The following is a 20,538-nucleotide window of genomic DNA, read 5'->3' as shown; positions in this document are numbered from 1 at the left end:
CGTTCGTCGTATCGGCGATCTCACGCCAGCGCCCGGGATCGGGACAGGTTCGTGTCGAGGACCCGGTACGTCAGCGCGATGCCGGCCGCCATCAGCGCCGCGCCCGTCAGCGAAAAAATCTGCACGCTCGTCGAGGCCGACAGGTTCATCAGTCTCGCGATGCCCAGCGCGCCGGCCAGACACACGCCGCAGGTCAGCTGAAACAGGAAATCGATGCGCTGCGCGCGCGCAGCCAGGAAGATCTGCGACAGCGGCACGTAGATCAGCTGCAGCGCGAACAGCGGCATCAGGCTGTGATAGAACCCGACCGAGCCGCGCCAGCTTTCGCCGAAGAACAGGTTGACGAGCGGCGCGAACAGCAGCAGACCACCCGCCATGTACACGACCGCGAGCCCCGCGAGCGCGCGTGCGTAGGTCCGGTACACCCGAGGCACCGTCGTGCCCGCATCCGGTCGCGCCATCGCGCCGATGGCGTCGCGCCGGAACACGCCGCCGACGCTCTGCGCGATCAGCGAAACCGGAAAGAAACCGAGCCGATAGGCGGCGGCAAAATAGCCGGCGCTCTGCGCATCGAACCAGTACGGAATCGCAATCGACAGCGCATAGGTCAGCACCGATGCGCATAGCGTCGACGGCAGGATATACAGCGCGAAGCGGCGGTTCCTGACGAAGAACCCGCGTGAAAGCCTGAACGAATAGCCTGCGCGATAACCGGTGAGCAGGATCGTACCGGCCATCACGACCGAGACGGCCGCGGTTACCCATGCGTACAGCGCGAACACGTCGACGTGCCCGCACGCAGGGCACGCGAGCGACAGCATGAGGCCGACGAGGAACGCCCCGTTGACCACCACGCGCGACAGCGCAATCCATCCGTAGCGCCGCAGGCTGTTCAGGTAGGACCCGGCGGCCAGCTGCACGAACGACGCCAGCGCATAGACGGTGACGAGATACAGATCGGTACGGCCGGCAATGGCGATCACCATCCCGAATCCGGCGACGACGACCAGACTCAGCGCCGTCACATTGACGAACGCGTTGAACGACTCGCCCGGTGCATCGTCGACGCACGCGAGTTCGTAGCGGAACGCGAGCAGCGTGCCGCCGAAGGTCGCCAGTGCGAGCAGATAGTTGAAGTGGCCGAGCGACTCCGGCCCGAACCGTCGTCCGATCACGAAGATGCAGACGAACAGCGCGATCTGCCCGACCACGACGCCGGCCAGCGACACGATCGAATCCCGCGGATTGATCATCTCGCCTCCGTGCGCTGTGCGCGATCGCACGCGTGCGCCGGGCCGCCGACGGCAACACGCGCGTCACGCATCGTGCATCCCGTATTCGTACGCGACATACCGGTAACCGCCGTACTTCGAACCGTACCCGTACTGCCCGAGCCGCGGATTGACGCCGTTGAAGATGACGCCGTTCAGGCGAACGCCGTTTTGTGCGAAGCGTTTCGCGGATTCGCCGATTTCGCCGAGCTTCGTCTTGCCGGCCAGCGCGACGAGCAGCGCCGTGCCGGCTAACGCGCCGAGAATGCCGCTATCGGGTACGGCGAGAACCGGCGCCGAGTCCACGATGACGATGTCGTAACGCGACGACAGATCGCCGAGCAGCGGTGCGAGATTCCGGTTCAGCAGCAGCTCCGCAGGATTCTTCGGCATCGTCCCGGTCGAAATGAAATCGAGGCCGTCGACCACCTCGCGATGCATCACGTCCTCCACGCGTGCACCGCCGGCGATCAGTTCAGTGAAACCCCGGCCGCGCGGGAAGCCGAGATAGTCGTGCAGCCGGCCTTTGCGGATGTCGCCGTCGATCAGCAGCACACGCTTGCCGGCGCTGGCCATCACGACTGCGAGGTTCGACGAGATGAACGTCTTGCCGACGCCCGGCGCCGGGCCGGCGATCAGCACCACGTTGTTCTTCGCCTCGAGCATCGCGAACTGCAGCGCGGTCCGCAGGCTCCTCAGACACTCGACGGCCGGCTCGTTCGGGAAGTCGATCGACAGGATCGACTTGTGTCCGCTCTTGCGCGCGGCCTCTTCGGCCAGGTCGCGCTGGTGGTCGCTGATCGGTACCGTCGCGTACACCGCGAGGCCGAGACGACGCTCGATCTCGTTGTGATCCGAGATGCCGTGGAACAGCATCGAGCGGACGATCGCGGTGCCGCAGCCGGCGAGCAGCCCGAGCAGCAGCGACGCCAGCGCGACGAGCGCCTTCTTCGGCCGCACCGCCACTTCCGGCACCGCCGCGGTGTCTACGAGACGCACGTTGCCGACCTTGCCGGCCTGCACGAGTTGCAGCTGCTGCATGTTGTTCAGCAACGCGGTGTAGAGATCGGTGTTGACCTTCACGTCGAGCATCAGTCGCACGGTTTCCTGCTGCAGGTCCGGCAAACGCCGGATCTGCAACTCGGCCGTGTTCCGATAGCCGCTCAGCGCCGCGATCTGCTCGTCGATCACGGCCACGCTCGGGTGCCGTTCGGTGAAGCGGGACATCAGCTCCTGCCGCTTCTGCTGCAGTTCGAGCAGGCGCGTCTTCGCGTCGGCGGTCTGGGCCAGCGCGAGCTTTGCTTCCTCGGTGAGATCGACCGTACCGTGCTCGTTGCGCAATTCCGTCAGGCGCGCCTCGGATTCGGTCAGCTGCTGTTTGAGCTGCGGCAATTGCGCGGTCAGGAATTCGAGCGACTGCGCAGCCTCCGCCGATTTCCGTTCGATGTTCTGCCGGACATACTGGCGGCCGATCTCGTTCATCGTGTCGCTGACCCATTTCGGATCGGTATCCTGCAGGCTGGCGACGACGACGTCCGACTGCTTCACGCGCTCCTGTACGTTCAGGCGGTCCCGGATATCCTCGATCGTCTTCAACCGGGAGTTGCGGACCAGCACGAACGCGGCGCCGGGTTTCGCGACGATAGCGTCCACGCGCAGCGCGATCGGGCCGCGCGGTGACCGGAAATGCTCGAGCGTGCCGACCGTTCCGTCGACCGCGGCATCAAGATCGCCGCCTTCGAGCCGATAGCGCTTGCCGCCCAGGCTCGTCAGCGTGAACGTGTCGCCTTCATTCTTGCGCGGCACGTCGAACAGCGTCACGTCGATACGTTCGCGGCCCCATGCGTAACCGCCGAACCCGGCCAACCCGGGATCGGACAGACCGTCGCCGTGGCGTGCGATCCAGTCGCCGATCAGCGGAAAGCGCTTCGGCGATGCATCGATGAAGAGCTTGAGCTTGTCCACCGCGCGTTCGACGACCAGCCTCGACGCGAGAATCTGCTGTTCGGCGGCGGCCGACGACTTGACGTCGAACAACGCGGACACATCGCCCAGCAACGACTTGGCGGCCGACGTATCGGGACTGTCCTCGACCTGGACCATGATGTTCGCTTCGAACACGGGTTTGCCGAGAATCGCATACGCGAGGCCCGCGACCAGGAACACGCACGTGATCGTCGCGATCAGCCAGCGACTTTCCAGCAGGATGTCGAGCACCGCGACAAAATCGGTCTCGCTGCCGTCTTCGGCGGTTTGCTGCGGCGGAGCGGATTGTTCAGTCATAACGATATGAGGCGAATGAGTTCCAGTGGGGCATCGACCGACGGCCGCGTCAAACGATACGAAGGCGCTTCGACCACTCGGACACGCCGAGCTCGATCAGCCTTGCACAGCGTTCGAATACGAACCTCGGCTGGCGGTACGGGTCGTGCACGTCGAAATCCGTGTACTCGCCGACGCGAAACACGCGTCCCCGCACGAACGGGAACTGGTTCTCGAGCGATGCGCGCTGCCGCCTGTCCATCACGAGGATCAGGTCGGCGTCGGTACACAGCGACCGGCCGATCTGCTGCGCGCGATGCGTCGACACGTCGAATCCGCGCAGGCGCATGACGTCCTGCGCATACGGCGCGGCCGGCATACCCACGAGTGCGTTCAGGCCGGCGGACGCAACGCGGCGCCCGGGCATCGCCTGGCGCAGCATCGCTTCGGCCATCGGGCTGCGGCAGATGTTGCCCTCGCAGACGATCAGAATGGATTCGATCATTTGGTCGCAATGGCCGCGGTCAGGCCGGCATTGATGGCCGGCAGCAACAGGCTCAGCACGCGGCTGAACCGGACGAGGCCGTTGCCGTCGACGTACACGATGTCCTTCGGCTTCAGCTGGAACTGGTTCGCCAGCACCATCGCGACCGGCGACCTGGCATCGAGGTGGTAGACCTGCGGCTGCTCGTCCTGCATGCCGCGCACCACATAGAGTTGCGCGGCATCGGCCGTGTTCGCGTTCAGACTGCCGGCCTGCGAAATCGCTTCGCTCAGCGTCAATCGGCCATTGCGCATCGGCAACGCCGTCACGGGCTTGTTGACCTCGCCCATCACGAACACGCCACTCTCGTCGCGTGGCAGCACGCGCACCAGGTCGCCGTTCTTCAGCACGATCTTCGACGGATTACGGCCTTGCTCGGCCATCTCCGTCAGGTCGATCCGGCGCTCGACGCCGTCGCGCACGACGACGATCCGACTCTGGTCGGCCGCAGCCGAAAATCCGCCCGCCCGCCCGATCGCGTCGTACAACGTCATCGGGATATCGTTCAAGGGCTGCGAGCCCGGCGTGTGCACCTCGCCCTCGATATAAACCTGTTTTGCGCGAAACGACGCGATGCGCACCGTGACCTGCGGATTCCTGAACGTCTTGTCGAGACGGCGCGTGAGCTGCGTCTGCACTTGCTCGGCCGTCAGTCCTGCAACCGACAGCCGGCCCGCAAAAGGAAACTGCAGCGTGCCGTCCTGATCGACGACGAAACCCGGCGGCGCGTCCGCCGCCCGCGGAGCGGCCTGTGCGGGCGCGCCGAGTGCCGCCGCCAGTTCTGGGTGGTCCCACACCGTGATCTGCAGCACGTCGCCGCGGCCGATGGTGTACGCGTCCGGCGACGCACCGATATCGCGGGATTCACCGCGCGTACTGCGCTCCGTCTCGCGCATCCGCCGAATCAGCGACAGGTCGATGTTCGTGACCGGAACCGGCAGCGCGGCATTCTCGTCCGGCGTGGTCCCGCTCTGCAGCGGAATCGACGGAGGTTGCTGCATGCGCATGCCCGGCGCAATGCCGCACGCGCCCAGCAATGCGCACAGCGGCAGAATCATCGCCAGCGGACCGACACGCGACGTTCGGCGCGGCGCGGACAAACGTGCCGACTCGATTTGATGCAACCTCTGCATTACAACCTCGCACTTGTTCTAATTTGAAATTGCTCCGATCGCCTCGCGCCGTGCCGACGCGAGTACAGCACCCCTGTCTAGATCGGACATGCTTCCTGCCACTACAGACCGCAGCGCCTGCTATCGCGACGCGCCGCCGCGCGTTCCCCGGTGTGCCCGCTGCGACGGCTAGTACGCGCCCGAACCGCGCAGCACCACGTTGATCGTCCGGAAGAGAATGCCGATGTCGCGGCGCAGCGACCATTCGCGAACGTAGGAAACGTCGAGCGACACGCGCGTCGAATAGTCGGTGTCGTTTCTGCCGCTGACCTGCCAGAGGCCGGTCATGCCGGGCTTCGCCATCAGGTAGTAGCGCACGTCTGCGCCGTAGCGTTCAAGCTCGGCCTCGACGATCGGTCGCGGCCCGACCAGGCTCATGTCGCCCTTCAGCACGTTCACCAACTGCGGCAGTTCGTCGAGACTCGTCTTGCGGAGAAAGCGGCCGATCGGCGTGATACGGACATCGTTCTTCAACTTGAATTCACGATCCCATTCCGCTCGGGCGTCCGGGTCGCGCTCCAGCAGCGCTTTGAGCGCCGCATCGGCATTCGTCACCATCGAGCGGAATTTGAGGCACTTGAACGGCCGGCCGTTGCGGCCGACGCGCTCGTGCCCGACGATCGCCGGGCCGCCATCGCGCCGCACGGCCCATGCGATGCCCAACAGCGCAGGAGCCAACACGACGAGGAGCAACGACGCGCCGACCAGGTCGAAGCTCCGCTTGACCATCCGCTTGATTCGTCCGACCGTGCGGTGGCCGAGCTCGATCTGACCGCGCAGGTCGGCGTGTGCGATCGCGGCCGCTCGAACCTGGCCGCCCGCACGCTCGATCATCCCGAAGATCGCTAGCGTCAGCGCGCGGAAGGCGATCAGGCCGATCCCGCTCGCGAGCGTCCAGTACACGAACCATTCGTTCGACAGGACGTGTGCACGATGCAGGATGTATAGGAGCGCGGTGCTCATGCCCTGCACGACGCTCCACGCGAGCGCGGTCCGGCCGAGCACGTGCAGCGGCGATTGCATCCGCGCGACCTCGTAGATGCCGCAGGCGGGAAATACCGACAACGCCAGCGCGGCGGCAAAGGCAACCAGCGCACCGTCGAACAGGGACCCACGCGCACCGCCGGTGGCACCGATCAACGCCGGAATGAACGCGCCCAGCACGATCAGTCCGATGTCGGTAGCCCGATTGATCAACGAATTCATTGATATGAACTCCTAATTCATCATCCAACACCCGTTCACGCGGCGCACCAGCGCTTCACGTCTGCAATTCATGTCGCCCGAGGGCGCACGTTCGGTCTTGACGCGGCGCGGTGTCAGCGGGCTGGCCGGTCCGCGCGACCTCCCGTTTGCTCGTCGCGACATCGTTGCTTCAGTGTTTCCGCAGTGCATCATATTCGTCGCGACTCACGCTTTTATCGCTTGCGTCCGAATTCGCCTTGTTGATGTCGGAAGAAATCAAGGCTGATACCGCGGCGGGATTATTCGAGCGATTTCACGATTAACCCGGTGAAATTCCACGCAAAAAATGACGCGCGATCGCGATGAGCAATTCTCGAATCCCGATCGCCATGGCGACACGCCATTTCCGCAAATTCGTGATTCATCTTGCCGGCCTTGTCCGTCACACCGTGCAGAGATTGCATCGCCTGATCAACGCCCGGAACATGCGAGCGAGCATCGGCCGGATACCGTCGACGCGAATGCTGGCTCGAGGAATAAAAAGGCCTGCACTGTGCGCTCACGACGACACGGCAGGCAAAATTCCGAGGAGTGCCGGGGTGCCGCCTCCTCGAAAGGCCAGTCGATAAATTAATCGAGTGGAAGCGTGTTTTGGACAGCTCGTGTCGGACCGCGCCACGATTGTGGCCGAATCCACCTTCGTCGCATGGCGATTGACGGATATCCGTATTTTTTATTCCGGAATGGTCATCGCGTCATTCGAATGAAATATTACTATCCGGATGTTTTTTATTTTCATCGCAATGAATTTATGCGAATCGACTTCGAGTGGCGAACGGCGATCGCGCGTCTAGGATGTCACGCCGTTCATCCAGCCGCTCAGGTCCGACGCATACAGCATCTCCGCCGAAGCGTCGCCGCCTTTTCGAGCGACGGCCCGGTATTCGGTCGGTGAAGTCTGCAAGTGCTGGCGAAACAGCTTGGCCATCCGGTCGCCACTGCCAAGGCCGGTTCGTCTCGCGACCTTGTCGGCCGGAAGATCTGTCTCGATCAGCATGCGGCAGGCCTTTTCCAGGCGGATTCTCAGTACGAACTCGGTCGGCGTGACGCCGATCTCGTTCTTGAAACGCCGCAGGAAATTACGCTCGCTCATCGCAGCGGCCTGCGCCTCGTCCGCGATGGAGATTCGATTCTCGCTGTTGACGCGCAGGTGATGTGCCGCCCTCCGGATCAACGTGCTGGCCCGCGCGACACGTGCGCCGAATAGCACGTCGGTCAGCTTGCGATTCGCACCGGACACCATGCACGTCACGATTTCCTGCGCGATTTCATAACCCATGTCGACGCGAACGATCGACAACGCATCCGAGAACGGCCCGTCGTCCTCATCACCGGCATGTTCGACGTCATCGCGTCCGGCGTGCGAAGAACCGTCGCCGCTCACCGCCAACGACTCCTTGTCGACCTCCTTTTGGGCCAGATGAATCTGCGCCAGCAACTTCCGGCCACCACTGCTGCCCTTGACGACACGCGCGCGCTGATGCGCGTGCCTGAGCCACGCTATCAACTGCTCGTCGAGTTCGTCGATCCCGCCTTGACCGCTCAGAACGAACATTGCGTGAACCGTGCTTGACTCGAGCGTGCGGGCTGCGTCCGTCCAGATCCCGACACCGGACGACGAACGTACCGGGCCGCCATGAATCGAATAAAGCCGCAATTCGTAGTGGTCGACGAATGCACCGTCGGCTCGACCGAGCTGATTGGCAAGTTCGAAAACCGCAGCCAGCTTGCCCATCTGCATAATCGAAAAACCTTCGAGCAACAGTACGATTACGCTTGCTCGTTGATGCCCGTTTCCGGGGCCTCTACCACGATTCACGCTTAACCCCGTCGATGAATGATTCGACACTGTTTGCATCTTGCGGCCCTTTAACAATTTCTTACATTTCTTGAATTCTGCGCTGCATCATATGCGGCGACCTTCATTCGCCGATTTATCAATGTCTGTTTTCGCCGTGTTGTTGTCGGAATCAATCAAGCCGACGATGTGACACTATTTATTGACAACCGTCGGATCCGCTGTGAATGTATTCATAAGATCCGACGCAAAATTGACGTAAATCATTGACCAGGGATACCAAACGGGATAACGCGAGGCGCTTCCGGCTTCGGACGATTGCGAAGGAATTGGGACCGTCCGATGCGCTGCAAATGCCGGCTGGCACCGCAGGAGCGGATGAGGGACGGTGTAGCGGCGACCATGCACCGACACTGTGGAACCCGTTTCGATCGTGGGTTGTCAGATACCGCCCACGTTCGGATGAAGCCGGCGCCCACTGCCAGAGCGGCGATACTTGCATGCCGCCGGGCGCAAACCCGGGCGGCTATTCCGATTATTCGTGCATTCTGGCAGCACGGTTAAGTCGATGTCGAGCGCACCGGCCTTAAACACAATGCAGACCACAATCGATGGAATTGTGTGTGTTCTGTCCGACGATCGCTGAACACGAATCGACGGCGCCGCATGGGAATGCGTATACGCTTCGATTTCGCGCAAACGTTCGCCGCAGAAATATTCATCGAATGTTATTGAAAATTCGTGCAGCCGCCCTGCCGTGTATCGACGATCGAATGTCGGTGTAGTCGTCGAATATTCCGATACAGTGCCGCGCAAACGTTCTCGTTGAATTGGAATTTATCCATGAACGAATGCGCGAAATTGGTGCACCGATGTCGAGCCAACGACGTATTCGACATATTGATGTCGCAGTCGACAGGTAGCGCGACGCGGATCTGCGCCCAGGTTCGTTTCGACAGTAACGGCAGATCGCGCGTCGGACACGGCGACGTCACGACGCCCGTGCCGGTCCGTAATGTCTCTACCGCAAATCAAAACAGCTTCGCGATCACATGGTCGAAGCTATGCCGGTACATACCGTGGCGTTGTTGCATTAATCGGGCGTAGTGACGAGGTAAGGCCTATGGTCATGATTTCAGGCAATGCGAACGGATTGCGGACGTGCGAGATCCACCATGCGGTTCAGCACGCCCACGCGGATGGCAACCTCGGCTGCCTGCGATTCGGTGCGTCGTGCCCACAGGCAGTTACCCGTGAGCGTCTTGAAGCGATTCATCGCGTTCTCCGCGAGCGAGCGTCGATGGTAGCCGCTGTCCTTCTTCCATTCGCGGCGGCCGAGTCGAGCAATCGCATCGACCGCGTCGTTGCGCCATGTCGCGCCCGACCTGTTCGCGGGCCAATGAGCAGCGCGTTCGCGCGGTGGGATCGATGGCGTTGCACCGCGCGCGGCGATCGCGGCATGGCATGGCTTGGTGTCGTAGGCCCCGTCACCGCCGATGACATCGAGCAGCTCATCGTCCGGGATCTGGTCGAGCAGTTCGGCGAGGACGTCACCATCGGCGACGTCCTGATGCGTCATCAACGCGGCGCGCACCTGACCGGTATTCGCGTCGAGCCCGAGATGCACCTTGCGCCACGTGCGGCGCTTCGAGTAACCGTGCTGGCGCACCTTCCATTCGCCTTCGCCGTAGACCTTCACGCCGGTGCTGTCGACCACCAGATGGATCGGCTCGCCGTCGTCAACAATCGGCAGTTGGACCTCAAGCGTTTGCGCACGGCGGCAGAGCGTCGTGTAATTCGGCACGGGCAAGGTGACGAGCCAGCTCGCGCAGGCTTTGCGCGAAGCCTTGCAGCGCGCGCAGCGGCAGGCGGAACATGGTCTTGATGCCCGGCAGCGCCTGGATCAGCGCGGCGCTGTACAGACGCGGACGGCCGCGCGTTGGCTCGGCCTCCGGTATGCCCGCAAGGGCGGCTTCATCGATCCATATCGTGACGTTACCTCGGTTGATCAGGCCAGCGTTGTAGGTCGACCAGTTCCTGACACGGTAGCGAGCCTTCGGTCCGCTCGTCTTGCCCTTGTCCCTGCGCATCTTCTCGAAGCCAAAAATCGATAATCTACGCTGGAACCCGAATCGTTAAAAAGGGTGCCGGACCGGCTGTTGTGCGTAAACGTCAGCCGGCCGCTTGCTCGCCCGATTTATGCGACAACGCCATCCTGTCGTGTAATCGCATGTAATTGATTCAGCGATGTGACGGGCCTAATGTTTATCCCAGGCAGAAGCCCATCCTCAAACCTTGCCAATAAAGCGTCGACGATTCTTAGTCGATTATATGCAGATACATCAAGGATCTTGTGGAAAGGATGATTTCCGTGTGAGGCTGCTGTCGGGAAGGAAGCATTCATTTATCGACTCATCCAATTACCCCTCAGAGGAAAAAATGGCAAAAATTTACTACACGGCCGATACCAACTGGCTCATCGGCGTCACCGATCGCGTCAAAGGCAACAGGGTGGTGCTCGTTCCCGCCAGTACGGACCACCTGTATACCGAGTGGGACTTTCAATCGGATGGCGGAATCACGCTGCACAGCGACCCCACGCTCGCCATCGACTGCGGAACGGTATCCGACGAACAATACCTTGCCCTGAACACCTACGTGAAAAACCACGCGTCGGCCTCTCAGCAATGGCAATTCGACCCGCAATCGGACGACACGCAATCGGGCTACATCGAAAACGTGACCAATTCGCAACTTGTCTTCGACCTCCAATGGAGAAAGGTCGCGAACGGCACGCCCATCTGGACATTCGCGGCAAACGCATCGGATGCGGAGATCTGGAGCCCGGTTCCGGTCCCCCAGGATTCTTTCAAGAAGTGACCTGACCCAGGCTTCGATGGTGCGCCGATTTACTTATTCGGCGCACCATCGTAACTGCCTGTGGGCACGACGCACCGAATCGCAGGCAGCCGAGGTTGCCATCCGCGTGGGCGTGCTGAACCGCATGGCGGACCTCACACGTCCGCAATCCGTTCGCATTGCCTGAAATCATGACCATAGGCCCTTACCTCGTCACTACGCCCGATTAATGCAACAACGCCAATTTCGACCGCAGCTAGCAGACCGTTGAAATACGTCGGTCCGTCCTGCACGATGTAGGCTCCCGAGATCAAGGAAGAGCAGGCAGATGCGAGGCGCGGACGGTTACAACGAATCGTTGTTCAGCACGGTGAGGCTAGAGGAATTTGTTCCGCAGGCGCATCCGCTGCGCCAGATCCGGACGTGGCTGAACGAAGCACAGTCGAAGATGGATGCGAAGTTCTCGGCGATGTACGAAGTCGACGTGAAGGGAGGCCGACCGAGCATCGCGCCTGAGAAACTGATGCGGGCGATGCTGTTGCAGGTGCTGTACAGCATCCGCAGCGAGCGGCAACTGGTCGAGCAGATCTCGTACAACCTGCTGTTCCGGTGGTTCGTAGGCCTGTCGATCGAGGATGCGGTTTGGAACCACTCGGTGTTCAGCAAGAACCGGGATCGGCTACTGGAATTCGACGCGGTGACGGAGCTGTTCAACGCGACGGTGGAAACGGCGCAGAAACGGGGCCTGCTGTCGGGCGAACATTTCAGCGTCGATGGCACACTGATTCAGGCCTGGGCTAGCCATAAGAGCATCCGTCGCAAAGATGGTAGCGACGACGACCGGCCGCCAGGCAACTGGCACGGCCAGCCGCGCAGCAACGAAACGCATGAATCGAAGAGCGACGGTGACAGCCGCCTGTACCGAAAGAGCAATGTTGCACCGGCGCTGCCGAGCTATCTCGGTCATGTGCTGACCGACAATCGGCACGGTCTGGTGGTCAATGTACAGGCCAGCCGGGCGAATGGCCGAGCCGAACGCGATGTTGCCGCCGAGATGTTGCAGGACGTCGCGCGACCAGATCGACGCATCACGGTCGGGGCCGACAAGGGTTACGACACGCGCGGGTTCATCAAGGCTTGCCGGGACGCGAACGTGACGCCGCATGTGGCGCGGAACACGAAACGCAGCGGCGGCAGCGCGATCGATAAACGCACGACGCGGCACCTGGGCTACGCGCTGAGCCAGCGCAAACGGAAATGCATTGAGCAGTGCTTCGGCTGGGGCAAGACGATAGGCCCGCTGCGACAGGTCATGGTTCGTGGTCTCGAGAAAGTGGACCAACTGCTGACTCTGACGATGGCAGCCTACAACCTGACGCGGTTGAGATCGCTGGCCGCGTTGCGCCCGCAGAGCGCCTGAGGTACCAGAGTGGGCACCGGGAAGCCCACGACGTTGATCCATTCGCATTGAAATCGGCAGAGCGAGCCGAAATCGAACGCTTCGCGGTGATCGTCGTGAACGGCGGAAGGGAAAATACGTCAGGACGGACAGTAATTCAACGGCCTGTTAACAGCCATCTTATTATGAACTTAGTTGTCAATTGTACCGAGGATCGATGTAGATCCTAAACGCCTACATGCCGCCTATACACAAAGCACCGGACATTTTTATCGAAAATCAACCAGTATCTTATTGAATTATTTTAATTTTCACCAACGACCCATCCTCAAACATCCGCATCCGGATTCCGAGGGGCTTGAAATTCCCCGCCATGAGCCGGCAAGTCCTGCAAGCATGCGCCCCCGCGCGTCATGCACGAGTGTGCCGCAATTCGCCGTCGATGGTCTGCGGCAACCTCAGCAGGTTGAAGATCGGGCAGACCGCTTCGACCGCCTGATGCAGCGCGCGAATCGCGTCGGGCGGCTCGGGCGACACGATGTCGAGCGTATAGCGAAGGTTGTGCGGGAACACGGGCACATGCTCGAAGCCCGGCTGCTGCGCGAGCGGATGCTGGTCGCCGGTCACCTCCACCTCGATCGCATCGATCTTCAGGCCGCGCTCGGCGGCCTGGATCAGCGTGATGTGCGTGAGGCAGCTGCCCAGCACGCCGAGCTGCAACTCCGGCGACGCGGGCCCGAGGTTGTAGCCCGCGAAGTCGGGCGGACTGTCGCTGATCACCTGGAAGTCGCGAATGCGGATCTCGCGCACGCCGCTGCGGCCGAGCGCGCGCACGGTCGCCTTCAGCGGCGTCGCCTTGAAATCGGGATCGTTGCGTGCCGCTTCCTGCTTCGCGCGCCAGGCGTCGCGTTTTTGGGCGAGATAGTCGTTCAGGGTCGTCATGGCCGGGTCGTCGGTGCGTCAGTCGGTTGTACTTCGCGCAGGGCGGCGTCCGCCGCCCGCTGTCGGCGGCGCTCAGTCCGCCTTCGGAATCCAAGCGGCGGTCGCCGCGTCGCTCGCACGGAACGCGGGGAACTTCGCGCCGAGTTCGGCCACGGTCCGGATGTCGTTTTTCACGAGATCGTCGCGCGTGATCAGCGTCGGCTTGACGACGATGCGCGCTCCCGGGTCCTGGCCGGCGACGAGCAGCGCGGCGGCCCGCACCGACACGGCGCCGACGATCGCCGGATTGGTCGCGGCCGTCGCGACCCACGCGCTGTTCGGCGCGCGGATGGCCTCGATGTCGGCGGTCGAGATATCCGCGCTGTAGATGCGGATCTTCGACGACAGCTTCGCTTCGTCCGCGGCGAGCTTCGCGCCGCGCGCGAACTCGTCGTAAGGCGCGAACACGACGCGGATGTCGGGATTCGCGCGATAGGCCGCTGCCGCCTGATTCGCGACCGATTGCGCGATCGGATTGTCGACGGTGCCCCAGCGCGCCTTTTCCTGCACCTTCGGATGCGCGCGCTTGAAGTCGCGCCATGCGGCATCGCGCCGGTCGAGCGGCGCAAAGCCGGCGACATACACATAACCGGCCGCGAATGCGTCGCCGTTGTCCTTGACCGCCTGACCGAGCAGCAGGTTGGCCAGGTCGCGATCGCTCTGCTCGATCTGCGGCACCTTCGGATTGCCGAGATCGACGTCGAATGCGACGACCTTGATCCCCTTGTCCAGCGCGCGCTGGACGACGTCCTTCAACGATTCGGGCAAGCCGTGGTTGACGATGATCGCGGACACGCCGATGCCGATCGCCTGCTGGATCTGCTCGCGCTGTTCGGCCGCGTCCTGCCGGCCCTCGTAGATGCGCAAATCGACGCCGAGCGCCTTCGCCTGCTTCTGCGCGCCGGCCTCGTAGGCCTGGAAGAAGTCGCCGGTCGACAGATAGTTGACGAGCGCGATCTTCACGCCGCCCTTGTCGAACGGTGCGGGCGCGCCCTTGAGCGGGCCGGCGTGCGCCGCGGGTGCGAACGCAGCCAATGCAGCTGCGAAAAACAGCGTGAGCACGCCGACCTTCCGGTCGATGCGCGGCTTGCGGCGAAGCGACGATCGCATGGTCTGCCTGTCTCCGTGGGAACGATATCCGCACAATCTATCAGCGCGACATGCGCGCTCAAACCGAGCGATTCGGCAATGGATATTCCTTCGGATGTCAAATCGGTTGCGGCGGCAACGCTTCGATCCGGGAATAAGCAATCGAGCGCGCGCGTGATAACCGTCGCAGGAATCGATGGTTGGGCAGCGCACCCCGCGTTGACTACAGTCGCACGATTCAGCCCCCTCATTTCCTTCGGATCCTTCGACGCCATGACACGTCCCCATCGAATCCGCCGCTCGCTTGCCGGCATGCTACTGGCGCTCGCGGCCACCGGCGCCTTCTCTCCGGTCCGCGCTCAAGGCGACGCGCCGGCCGGCGCCGCGGTGCCGTCGCTGAAAGGCAAGCGGATCGGCATCACCGCGATCGGCACCGATCACTACTGGGACCTGAAGGCCTACCAGGGCGCGATCGACGAAGTGAAACGCCTGGGCGGCACGCCGATCGCGCTCGATGCCGGCCGCAACGACAACCGGCAGATCGCGCAGATCCAGACGCTGATCGCGCAGAAGCCGGACGCCATCATCGAGCAGCTCGGCACGGCGACCGTGCTGGAGCCGTGGCTGCAGAAGATCCGGCAGGCCGGCATTCCGCTGTTCACGATCGACACGGCCTCGCCGTCGAGCCTGAACGTCACGACCTCGGACAACTTCTTCATCGGCGAGCAGCTCGCGCTGAAGCTCGTCAACGACATCCACGGCGAAGGCAACATCCTCGTGTTCAACGGCTTCTACGGCGTGCCGGTGTGCGCGATCCGCTACGACCAGTTGAAGGCCGTGCTGAAGTATTACCCGAAGGTGAAGATCATCCAGCCCGAGCTGCGCGACGTAATTCCGAACACGGTCCAGAGCGCGTACGCGCAGGTGAGCCAGCTGCTCGGCAAGTATCCGAAAGGACAGATCGCCGCGATCTGGGCCGCGTGGGACGTGCCGCAGGTCGGCGCGACGCAGGCCGTCGACGCCGCGCGCCGCAGCGAGATCAAGACCTACGCGGTGGACGGCAGCCCCGACGTCGTCGCGCTCGTGAAGGACCCGAAATCGAGCGCGGCCGCCGTGGTCGCGCAGCAGCCCGCGCTGATCGGCAAGACGGCGGTCGACAACGTCGCGCGCTACCTGGCCGGAGACCGCGCGCTGCCGCCCTATACGTACGTGCCGTCGCTGCTCGTCACGAAGGACAACGCCGGCACGGCGCAACAGACGCTCGGGCAGACGGGGCCGCAATGAGCACCGGCGCGGGCCCGTCCGCGCTGGCGCTGCGCGGGATCGTCAAGCGCTTCGACGGAGTGCCGGCGTTGCGCGGCGCGTCGCTGGACGTCCCGCGCGGCACCGTGCACGGCCTGATCGGCCAGAATGGCGCGGGCAAGTCGACGCTGATCCGGATTCTCGCCGGCATCGACGCGGCCGACGCCGGCACGCTCGAGATCGACGGTGTCGCGCGGCCGCTCGCCGCCAACGGGTCGCACGCGCCGTCGTCCGGCATCGAATTCATTCACCAGGAGCGCCTGCTGCCGGCCACCTTCACGGTCGCCGAAGCGCTGGCGCTCGGCCGCGAGCCGGCGTTCGGCGCCGGGGTGCCCGGGCTGCTCGACATGCGGCGCATGCGACGCACGGCGCACGATGCGTTGCAGCGGCATTTCGGCATCGCGCTGCCGCCGGACCGGCTGATCGCCGAGCTCAGCGTCGCCGAGCAGCAGATCGTGCAGATCACGCGTGCGCTGATGCGCGACCCGCGCATCCTCGTGCTCGACGAGCCGACCGCCGCGCTCGTGAGCCGCGAGGTCGACCGGCTGCTGCAGACACTGGACCGTCTGCGGCAGCGCGGACTGACGATCCTCTACGTATCGCACTACCTGGACGAGATCGCGACGCTGTGCGATCGCGTGACCGTACTGCGCGACGGCGTCGACGTCGAGCACGTCGACGCGCGCACCACGTCGACGGAAGCGCTCGTCGCGGCGATGCTCGGCACGGATGCCGCGTCGCGCCCGCGCGGGCCGTCCCGCGTGCCCGGTGAGCCGGTGCTGCAGGTGACCGGGTTATCCGTGCGCGGTCGTTTCGACGACGTGTCGTTCGACGTGCGGCGCGGCGAGATCGTCGGCATGACGGGGCTGCTTGGCTCCGGCGGCAAGCAGGTCGTGCGCAGCCTGTTCGGCCTGGAGCGCGGCATGCGCGGCGAGATCGGCATCGACGGCCGCGTGGCCCGGCTGCGCGGCCCGCGCGACGCGGTCCGGCACGGCATCGCGTTCGTGCCCGAAGACCGCCGCTCGCACGGCGTCGCGCCGGCGCTGTCGGTGCGCGAGAACGTCACGCTCGCGAGCCTCGGGCGGTTCAGCCGCGCCGGCCTGCTTGCGCGGCGCCGGGAGGACGACGCGGTGCGGCGGCTGATCGCGGACCTGGGCATCCGGACGCCGGGCCCGGACGCGCCGGTGCGCCAACTGTCCGGCGGCAACCAGCAGAAGGTCGCGCTCGCAAAATGGCTGAGCCGCGGCGCCGAGCGGACCTCCCCCGTGTACCTGCTCGACGAGCCGACGGTGGGCGTCGATATCGGCGCCAAGGCGGAAATCTACCGGCTGCTCGACCGGCTCGCGCGCGACGGGGCCGCAATCCTGCTGTTTTCCAGCGACCTGCTCGAACTGCTTGAGCTCACCGACCGCGTGCTCGTGATGGCGCGCGGCCGGATCGTGCACGAGGTCGCGACGCGCGACACCACTCGCCAGGACCTGCTCGCGTGGGCGAGCGGCGCGCGCGGCCGCACGCCGCCACGGGAGATCGCCGCATGAGCCGGCCGCTCGACCGCCAGCCGCAGGCAGCCGGCGGCGCCGCTTTCGCGCTGCCGCCGGCTGCATCGGACGCGCAATTCTGGCTGCGCTGGGGCGCACTGCTGGCGTTCGCGGCGGTGTTCGCGGCATTCGCCGCCAGTTCGCCGCTCTTTCTGACGGTTGCGAATCTCGCGAACGTGCTGCAGCAATCCGTCGTGATCGGCTTGCTCGGCTTCGGCCTGACGGTCGTGCTGATCGGCGGCGGCCCGGACCCGATCCGCGGCGGCCTCGACCTGTCGGTCGCGGCGAACCTGGGCCTGTGCGCGGCCGTGCAGGCAGTCGCGCTGCGCGACGGCGCGACGGATGGCGCGGCGCTCGCACTGATGCTCGCCACCGGCGCGGCCGTCGGCGCGCTGAACGCGTTCGCGGTGATCGTGCTGCGCATCTTCCCGCTGCTCGCCACGCTGACGACGATGAACCTGTGCGCCGGCTTCGAACTGGTGCTGACGCAAAACACGTCGGTCGCGGCGGCAAGCCCGCTGCTGGCTTTCCTGCTCGACAACGGCCCGTTCGATATCCCGCATCTCGCGTACGCGCTGCCGGGCGCCGCACTGCTGTTTACCGTGCTGGTTCACCGGACCCGCTTCGGCCTGCGGCTCGCCGCGACCGGTGCGCATCGCCACGCCGCGCGCGCCGCCGGGCTGCGCGTGAACGCCTATGTCGCGGCCAGCTACGTGCTGAGCGGGATCGCGGCCGCACTCGCCGCGCTCGCGTCGAGCGCGTTGCTGAGCGGCAGCGCGCCCGGCGCCGGCGAAAACCTGCTGGCCGTCGTCGCGGCCGCGCTGCTCGGCGTCGTGTTCTCGCGGCGGCTCGTGCCGACGGTGCCGGGTACGCTGCTCGCCGTGCTGTTCGTCGGCATCGTCGGCAACGGCTTTCAGCTCGACAACGTCTCGAGCTACTGGATCAACGGCGTCGAAGGCGCGTTGATTCTGTTCGTCGTCGCGACGACCGCCGTGATTCGGCGCCGCCATACGGAAGACCATGCCCATGACTGAATGGACCGACCGCTTGCAGCGGTTCTCGCTCGTGGCCGCGCTCGTCGCGGTGTTCGCGTTCTTCGCGGTGTGCGCGCCCGGGTTCGCGCGGCCCGCCAACCTTGCCGACGTGCTGACCAACAACTTCGCACTGCTGGCGATTGCCGCGCTCGGCATGACGCTCGCGCTGTCGATCGGCGCGGTCGACCTGTCGCTCGGCACCGCGATCGACTTCGCCAGCCTCGTGTTCGTGCAACTGTGCGCGCAGCAGGTCGGCGTGCTGCCCGCGCTCGCGGGCGGTCTTTGCGCGGCGCTACTGGTCGGCGCGTTCAACGGCGCGCTGATCGCCGGGCTCGGCATCGCGCCGTTTCTCGCGACGCTCGGCACGCTGTTCATCGGCCAGACCGTCCAGCAACTCGCCACCGGCGGCGGCCAGCCCGTCTACCTGCTGAATGCGGCGTTGCCGCCGCTGTTCGGGGCGCTCGCGCACGGCACGTTCGCCGGCGTACCGGTGCCGCTGTGGATCGTCGGCGCGCTGGCCGTCGCCGTGCATGTCGCGCTCGCGCACTCCACGTTCGGGCGGCGCAGCATCGCGCTCGGCGCGCAGGCCGGCGTGGCGCGCTACTCGGGCCTGCCGGTCGCGGCGACCATCGTCGTGACGTGCGTTGCGAGCGCACTGGTCTACGGCGTGGTCGGCCTGCTGCTGTCGTCGACGGTCAAGGCCTACGTGCCGCAAGCCGGCAACGGCTTCCTGCTGAACGCGATCGGCGCGACGTTCATCGGCACGACGCTGTCGCCGATGCGCCGCCCCGGCGTGACCGGCACGCTGTTCGGCGTGCTGCTGATCAGCCTGGTCGCCAACGGGCTGCTGCTGATCGGCTGGAATTTCTACTGGCAGCAGGTGGCCACCGGCGCGCTGATCCTCGCCGTGCTCGCGCTGAGCTTCGCGACACGGCGCAGCCGCGCCGCTTGACGCGGCGCCGCGCGTCCCAACCAGTCATGCACGCGCGTCCGCACGGCGACCGATGCCGAACGTGAACGCCAGCGCGAGCACCAGCAACACGCCCTTGATGAAGTCCTGCATGTAGTAAGGCGCGTTCAGCATCGTCAGCCCGTTGAGCAGCACGCCGACGAACACCGCGCCCACGACCGTGCCGAACACGTTCGGCCGCTTGGCCCCCCACACGGCGTAACCCACCAGCGCGGCGGCCACCGCGTCGAGCAGCAGCGAATGCCCGGCGCTCGCGTCGCCGCGTCCGACCCGCGCGGCGATCAGCACGCCGCCCAGCGACGCGATCGCGCCCGACACGACATACGCGGCGACCCGGTAGCGTGCGGCCGGCGCGCCGGCGAGCCGCGCGGCCGTTTCGTTGCCGCCGATCGCGTAAATCACGCGGCCCCAGCGCGTCGCTTCCATCGCGACGCAGGCCAGCACCGTCACCGCCGCGAGCAGCAGCACCGGCAACGGCACGACGTCGAACAGGCGCAGGCGCCCGAGCGCGAGAAACGCGGCGGGAAACACGCCCGTCGCGTCCGTGCCGTCGGGCAGCACCGAACCGGTCGCGAGCGATCGGCCGCCGGTCGGGATCAGTTGCAGGCCTGCCAGCAGGAACAGCGTGCCGAGCGTCGCGAGCTGGTCGGGCACGCGCAGCCGCGTAATCAGCAGGCCGTTGAACAACCCGGCGGCCACGCCGAGCGCGACGCAGGCGGCCACCGCCGCGAGCGTGCCGCCGTGCCAGACGACCAGCACGTAGCTGGCGGCCATCTGCGCGGACGCGGCCACGCTGCCCACCGACAGGTCGAAGCCGCCGGCCGCGAGCGTGATCGTCACGCCGATGCCGAGCAGCGCGACGATCGACACCGCCTGAAGGATGCTGAACAGGTTGTCGAGGTTCAGGAACGCGGGCTCCCTGAACGCGAACACGACGACGAGAACGGCCAGCACGAGCAGGATGCCCGTGCGTTCGAGCGCAGTGCGAATGCGGGCCGGCGCGGGACGGCCGGCCCGTTCGCCAGGCAATGCATCGGGCACGACGGAAGTGGAAACGGGTTTCATCGGAGGCGC

Annotated in this window: 15 protein-coding genes and 2 pseudogenes; 7 read left to right on the top strand and 10 right to left on the bottom strand. The window is 64.8% G+C overall.

Translation table 11 applies throughout. The features are described 5' to 3' along the window. Positions 1 to 20: 20 nt before the first annotated feature. The 7 genes and pseudogenes from ACM6JT_RS31635 to ACM6JT_RS31605 form a co-directional block, all read right to left on the bottom strand. On the bottom strand, positions 21 to 1,253 hold the full coding sequence (locus ACM6JT_RS31635; protein WP_414857898.1) for a lipopolysaccharide biosynthesis protein: 1,233 nt from the start codon (positions 1,251 to 1,253) through the stop codon (positions 21 to 23). Between the two features lie 63 nt (positions 1,254 to 1,316). Then, complete coding sequence (locus tag ACM6JT_RS31630) at positions 1,317 to 3,554, bottom strand: polysaccharide biosynthesis tyrosine autokinase (RefSeq protein WP_414857897.1); 2,238 nt, start codon at positions 3,552 to 3,554, stop codon at positions 1,317 to 1,319. 49 nt (positions 3,555 to 3,603) lie between these two features. Then, the gene (locus ACM6JT_RS31625) at positions 3,604 to 4,038 is read right to left on the bottom strand and encodes a low molecular weight protein-tyrosine-phosphatase (RefSeq protein ID WP_034184607.1); all 435 of its coding nucleotides are present in this window, start codon (positions 4,036 to 4,038) and stop codon (positions 3,604 to 3,606) included. Then, positions 4,035 to 5,210: a polysaccharide biosynthesis/export family protein gene (locus ACM6JT_RS31620; protein ID WP_414857896.1), complete on the bottom strand. Its 1,176-nt coding sequence runs from the start codon at positions 5,208 to 5,210 to the stop codon at positions 4,035 to 4,037. Before ACM6JT_RS31620 ends, ACM6JT_RS31625 begins: the two co-directional genes overlap by 4 nt. Before the next feature lie 168 nt (positions 5,211 to 5,378). Then, positions 5,379 to 6,455, bottom strand: a complete 1,077-nt coding sequence (locus tag ACM6JT_RS31615) for a sugar transferase (RefSeq protein ID WP_414857895.1) — start codon at positions 6,453 to 6,455, stop codon at positions 5,379 to 5,381. A gap of 829 nt (positions 6,456 to 7,284) precedes the next feature. Beyond that, positions 7,285 to 8,229: a GlxA family transcriptional regulator gene (locus ACM6JT_RS31610; protein ID WP_235212576.1), complete on the bottom strand. Its 945-nt coding sequence runs from the start codon at positions 8,227 to 8,229 to the stop codon at positions 7,285 to 7,287. A gap of 1,198 nt (positions 8,230 to 9,427) precedes the next feature. Continuing rightward, positions 9,428 to 10,382: pseudogene (locus tag ACM6JT_RS31605) on the bottom strand (IS5 family transposase). 349 nt (positions 10,383 to 10,731) lie between these two features. On the opposite strand from ACM6JT_RS31605, the gene ACM6JT_RS31600 reads away from it, so the two are divergent. The 3 genes and pseudogenes from ACM6JT_RS31600 to ACM6JT_RS31590 all read left to right on the top strand — a co-directional run bounded on the left by ACM6JT_RS31600 (position 10,732) and on the right by ACM6JT_RS31590 (position 12,571). Then, positions 10,732 to 11,172: an RICIN domain-containing protein gene (locus tag ACM6JT_RS31600; RefSeq protein ID WP_034184611.1), complete on the top strand. Its 441-nt coding sequence runs from the start codon at positions 10,732 to 10,734 to the stop codon at positions 11,170 to 11,172. A 52-nt stretch (positions 11,173 to 11,224) separates the two neighbouring features. Beyond that, positions 11,225 to 11,338: pseudogene (locus tag ACM6JT_RS31595) on the top strand (IS5/IS1182 family transposase); the annotation flags it as partial. Positions 11,339 to 11,479: 141 nt separating this feature from the next. Next, complete coding sequence (locus ACM6JT_RS31590) at positions 11,480 to 12,571, top strand: IS5 family transposase (protein WP_034184612.1); 1,092 nt, start codon at positions 11,480 to 11,482, stop codon at positions 12,569 to 12,571. A 390-nt stretch (positions 12,572 to 12,961) separates the two neighbouring features. On the opposite strand, the gene ACM6JT_RS31585 is transcribed toward ACM6JT_RS31590, so the two are convergent. Continuing rightward, the gene (locus ACM6JT_RS31585; protein ID WP_034184613.1) at positions 12,962 to 13,492 is read right to left on the bottom strand and encodes an OsmC family protein; all 531 of its coding nucleotides are present in this window, start codon (positions 13,490 to 13,492) and stop codon (positions 12,962 to 12,964) included. A 72-nt stretch (positions 13,493 to 13,564) separates the two neighbouring features. After that, positions 13,565 to 14,641 carry a substrate-binding domain-containing protein gene (locus ACM6JT_RS31580; protein ID WP_034184614.1) on the bottom strand — a complete coding sequence of 359 codons (1,077 nt, stop codon included), beginning with the start codon at positions 14,639 to 14,641 and terminating at the stop codon, positions 13,565 to 13,567. A gap of 291 nt (positions 14,642 to 14,932) precedes the next feature. On the opposite strand from ACM6JT_RS31580, the gene ACM6JT_RS31575 reads away from it, so the two are divergent. From ACM6JT_RS31575 to ACM6JT_RS31560, 4 genes are read left to right on the top strand one after another with little or no spacing between them, the layout of a single operon-like run. Further along, entirely contained in the window at positions 14,933 to 15,904 is a 972-nt protein-coding gene (locus tag ACM6JT_RS31575) for a sugar ABC transporter substrate-binding protein (RefSeq protein ID WP_131946873.1), read from the top strand. Next, on the top strand, positions 15,901 to 17,460 hold the full coding sequence (locus ACM6JT_RS31570; protein ID WP_131946864.1) for a sugar ABC transporter ATP-binding protein: 1,560 nt from the start codon (positions 15,901 to 15,903) through the stop codon (positions 17,458 to 17,460). Before ACM6JT_RS31575 ends, ACM6JT_RS31570 begins: the two co-directional genes overlap by 4 nt. Beyond that, positions 17,457 to 18,494, top strand: coding sequence for an ABC transporter permease (locus ACM6JT_RS31565; RefSeq protein ID WP_034184688.1), 1,038 nt, complete (start codon positions 17,457 to 17,459; stop codon positions 18,492 to 18,494). Before ACM6JT_RS31570 ends, ACM6JT_RS31565 begins: the two co-directional genes overlap by 4 nt. Beyond that, positions 18,487 to 19,446 (top strand): ABC transporter permease, encoded by a 960-nt coding sequence (locus tag ACM6JT_RS31560; protein WP_034184617.1) that lies wholly within the window; start codon positions 18,487 to 18,489, stop codon positions 19,444 to 19,446. The genes ACM6JT_RS31565 and ACM6JT_RS31560 overlap by 8 nt, the downstream gene beginning before the upstream one ends. Positions 19,447 to 19,470: 24 nt before the next feature. On the opposite strand, the gene ACM6JT_RS31555 is transcribed toward ACM6JT_RS31560, so the two are convergent. Further along, positions 19,471 to 20,529, bottom strand: a complete 1,059-nt coding sequence (locus ACM6JT_RS31555; RefSeq protein ID WP_407972664.1) for an ABC transporter permease — start codon at positions 20,527 to 20,529, stop codon at positions 19,471 to 19,473. Positions 20,530 to 20,538 lie beyond the last annotated feature (9 nt).

The organism is Burkholderia sp. IT-111MI5, from assembly GCF_949752865.1.
Taxonomy (GTDB): domain Bacteria; phylum Pseudomonadota; class Gammaproteobacteria; order Burkholderiales; family Burkholderiaceae; genus Burkholderia; species Burkholderia pyrrocinia_C.
This window is presented reverse-complemented; position numbering and strand designations above follow the sequence as displayed.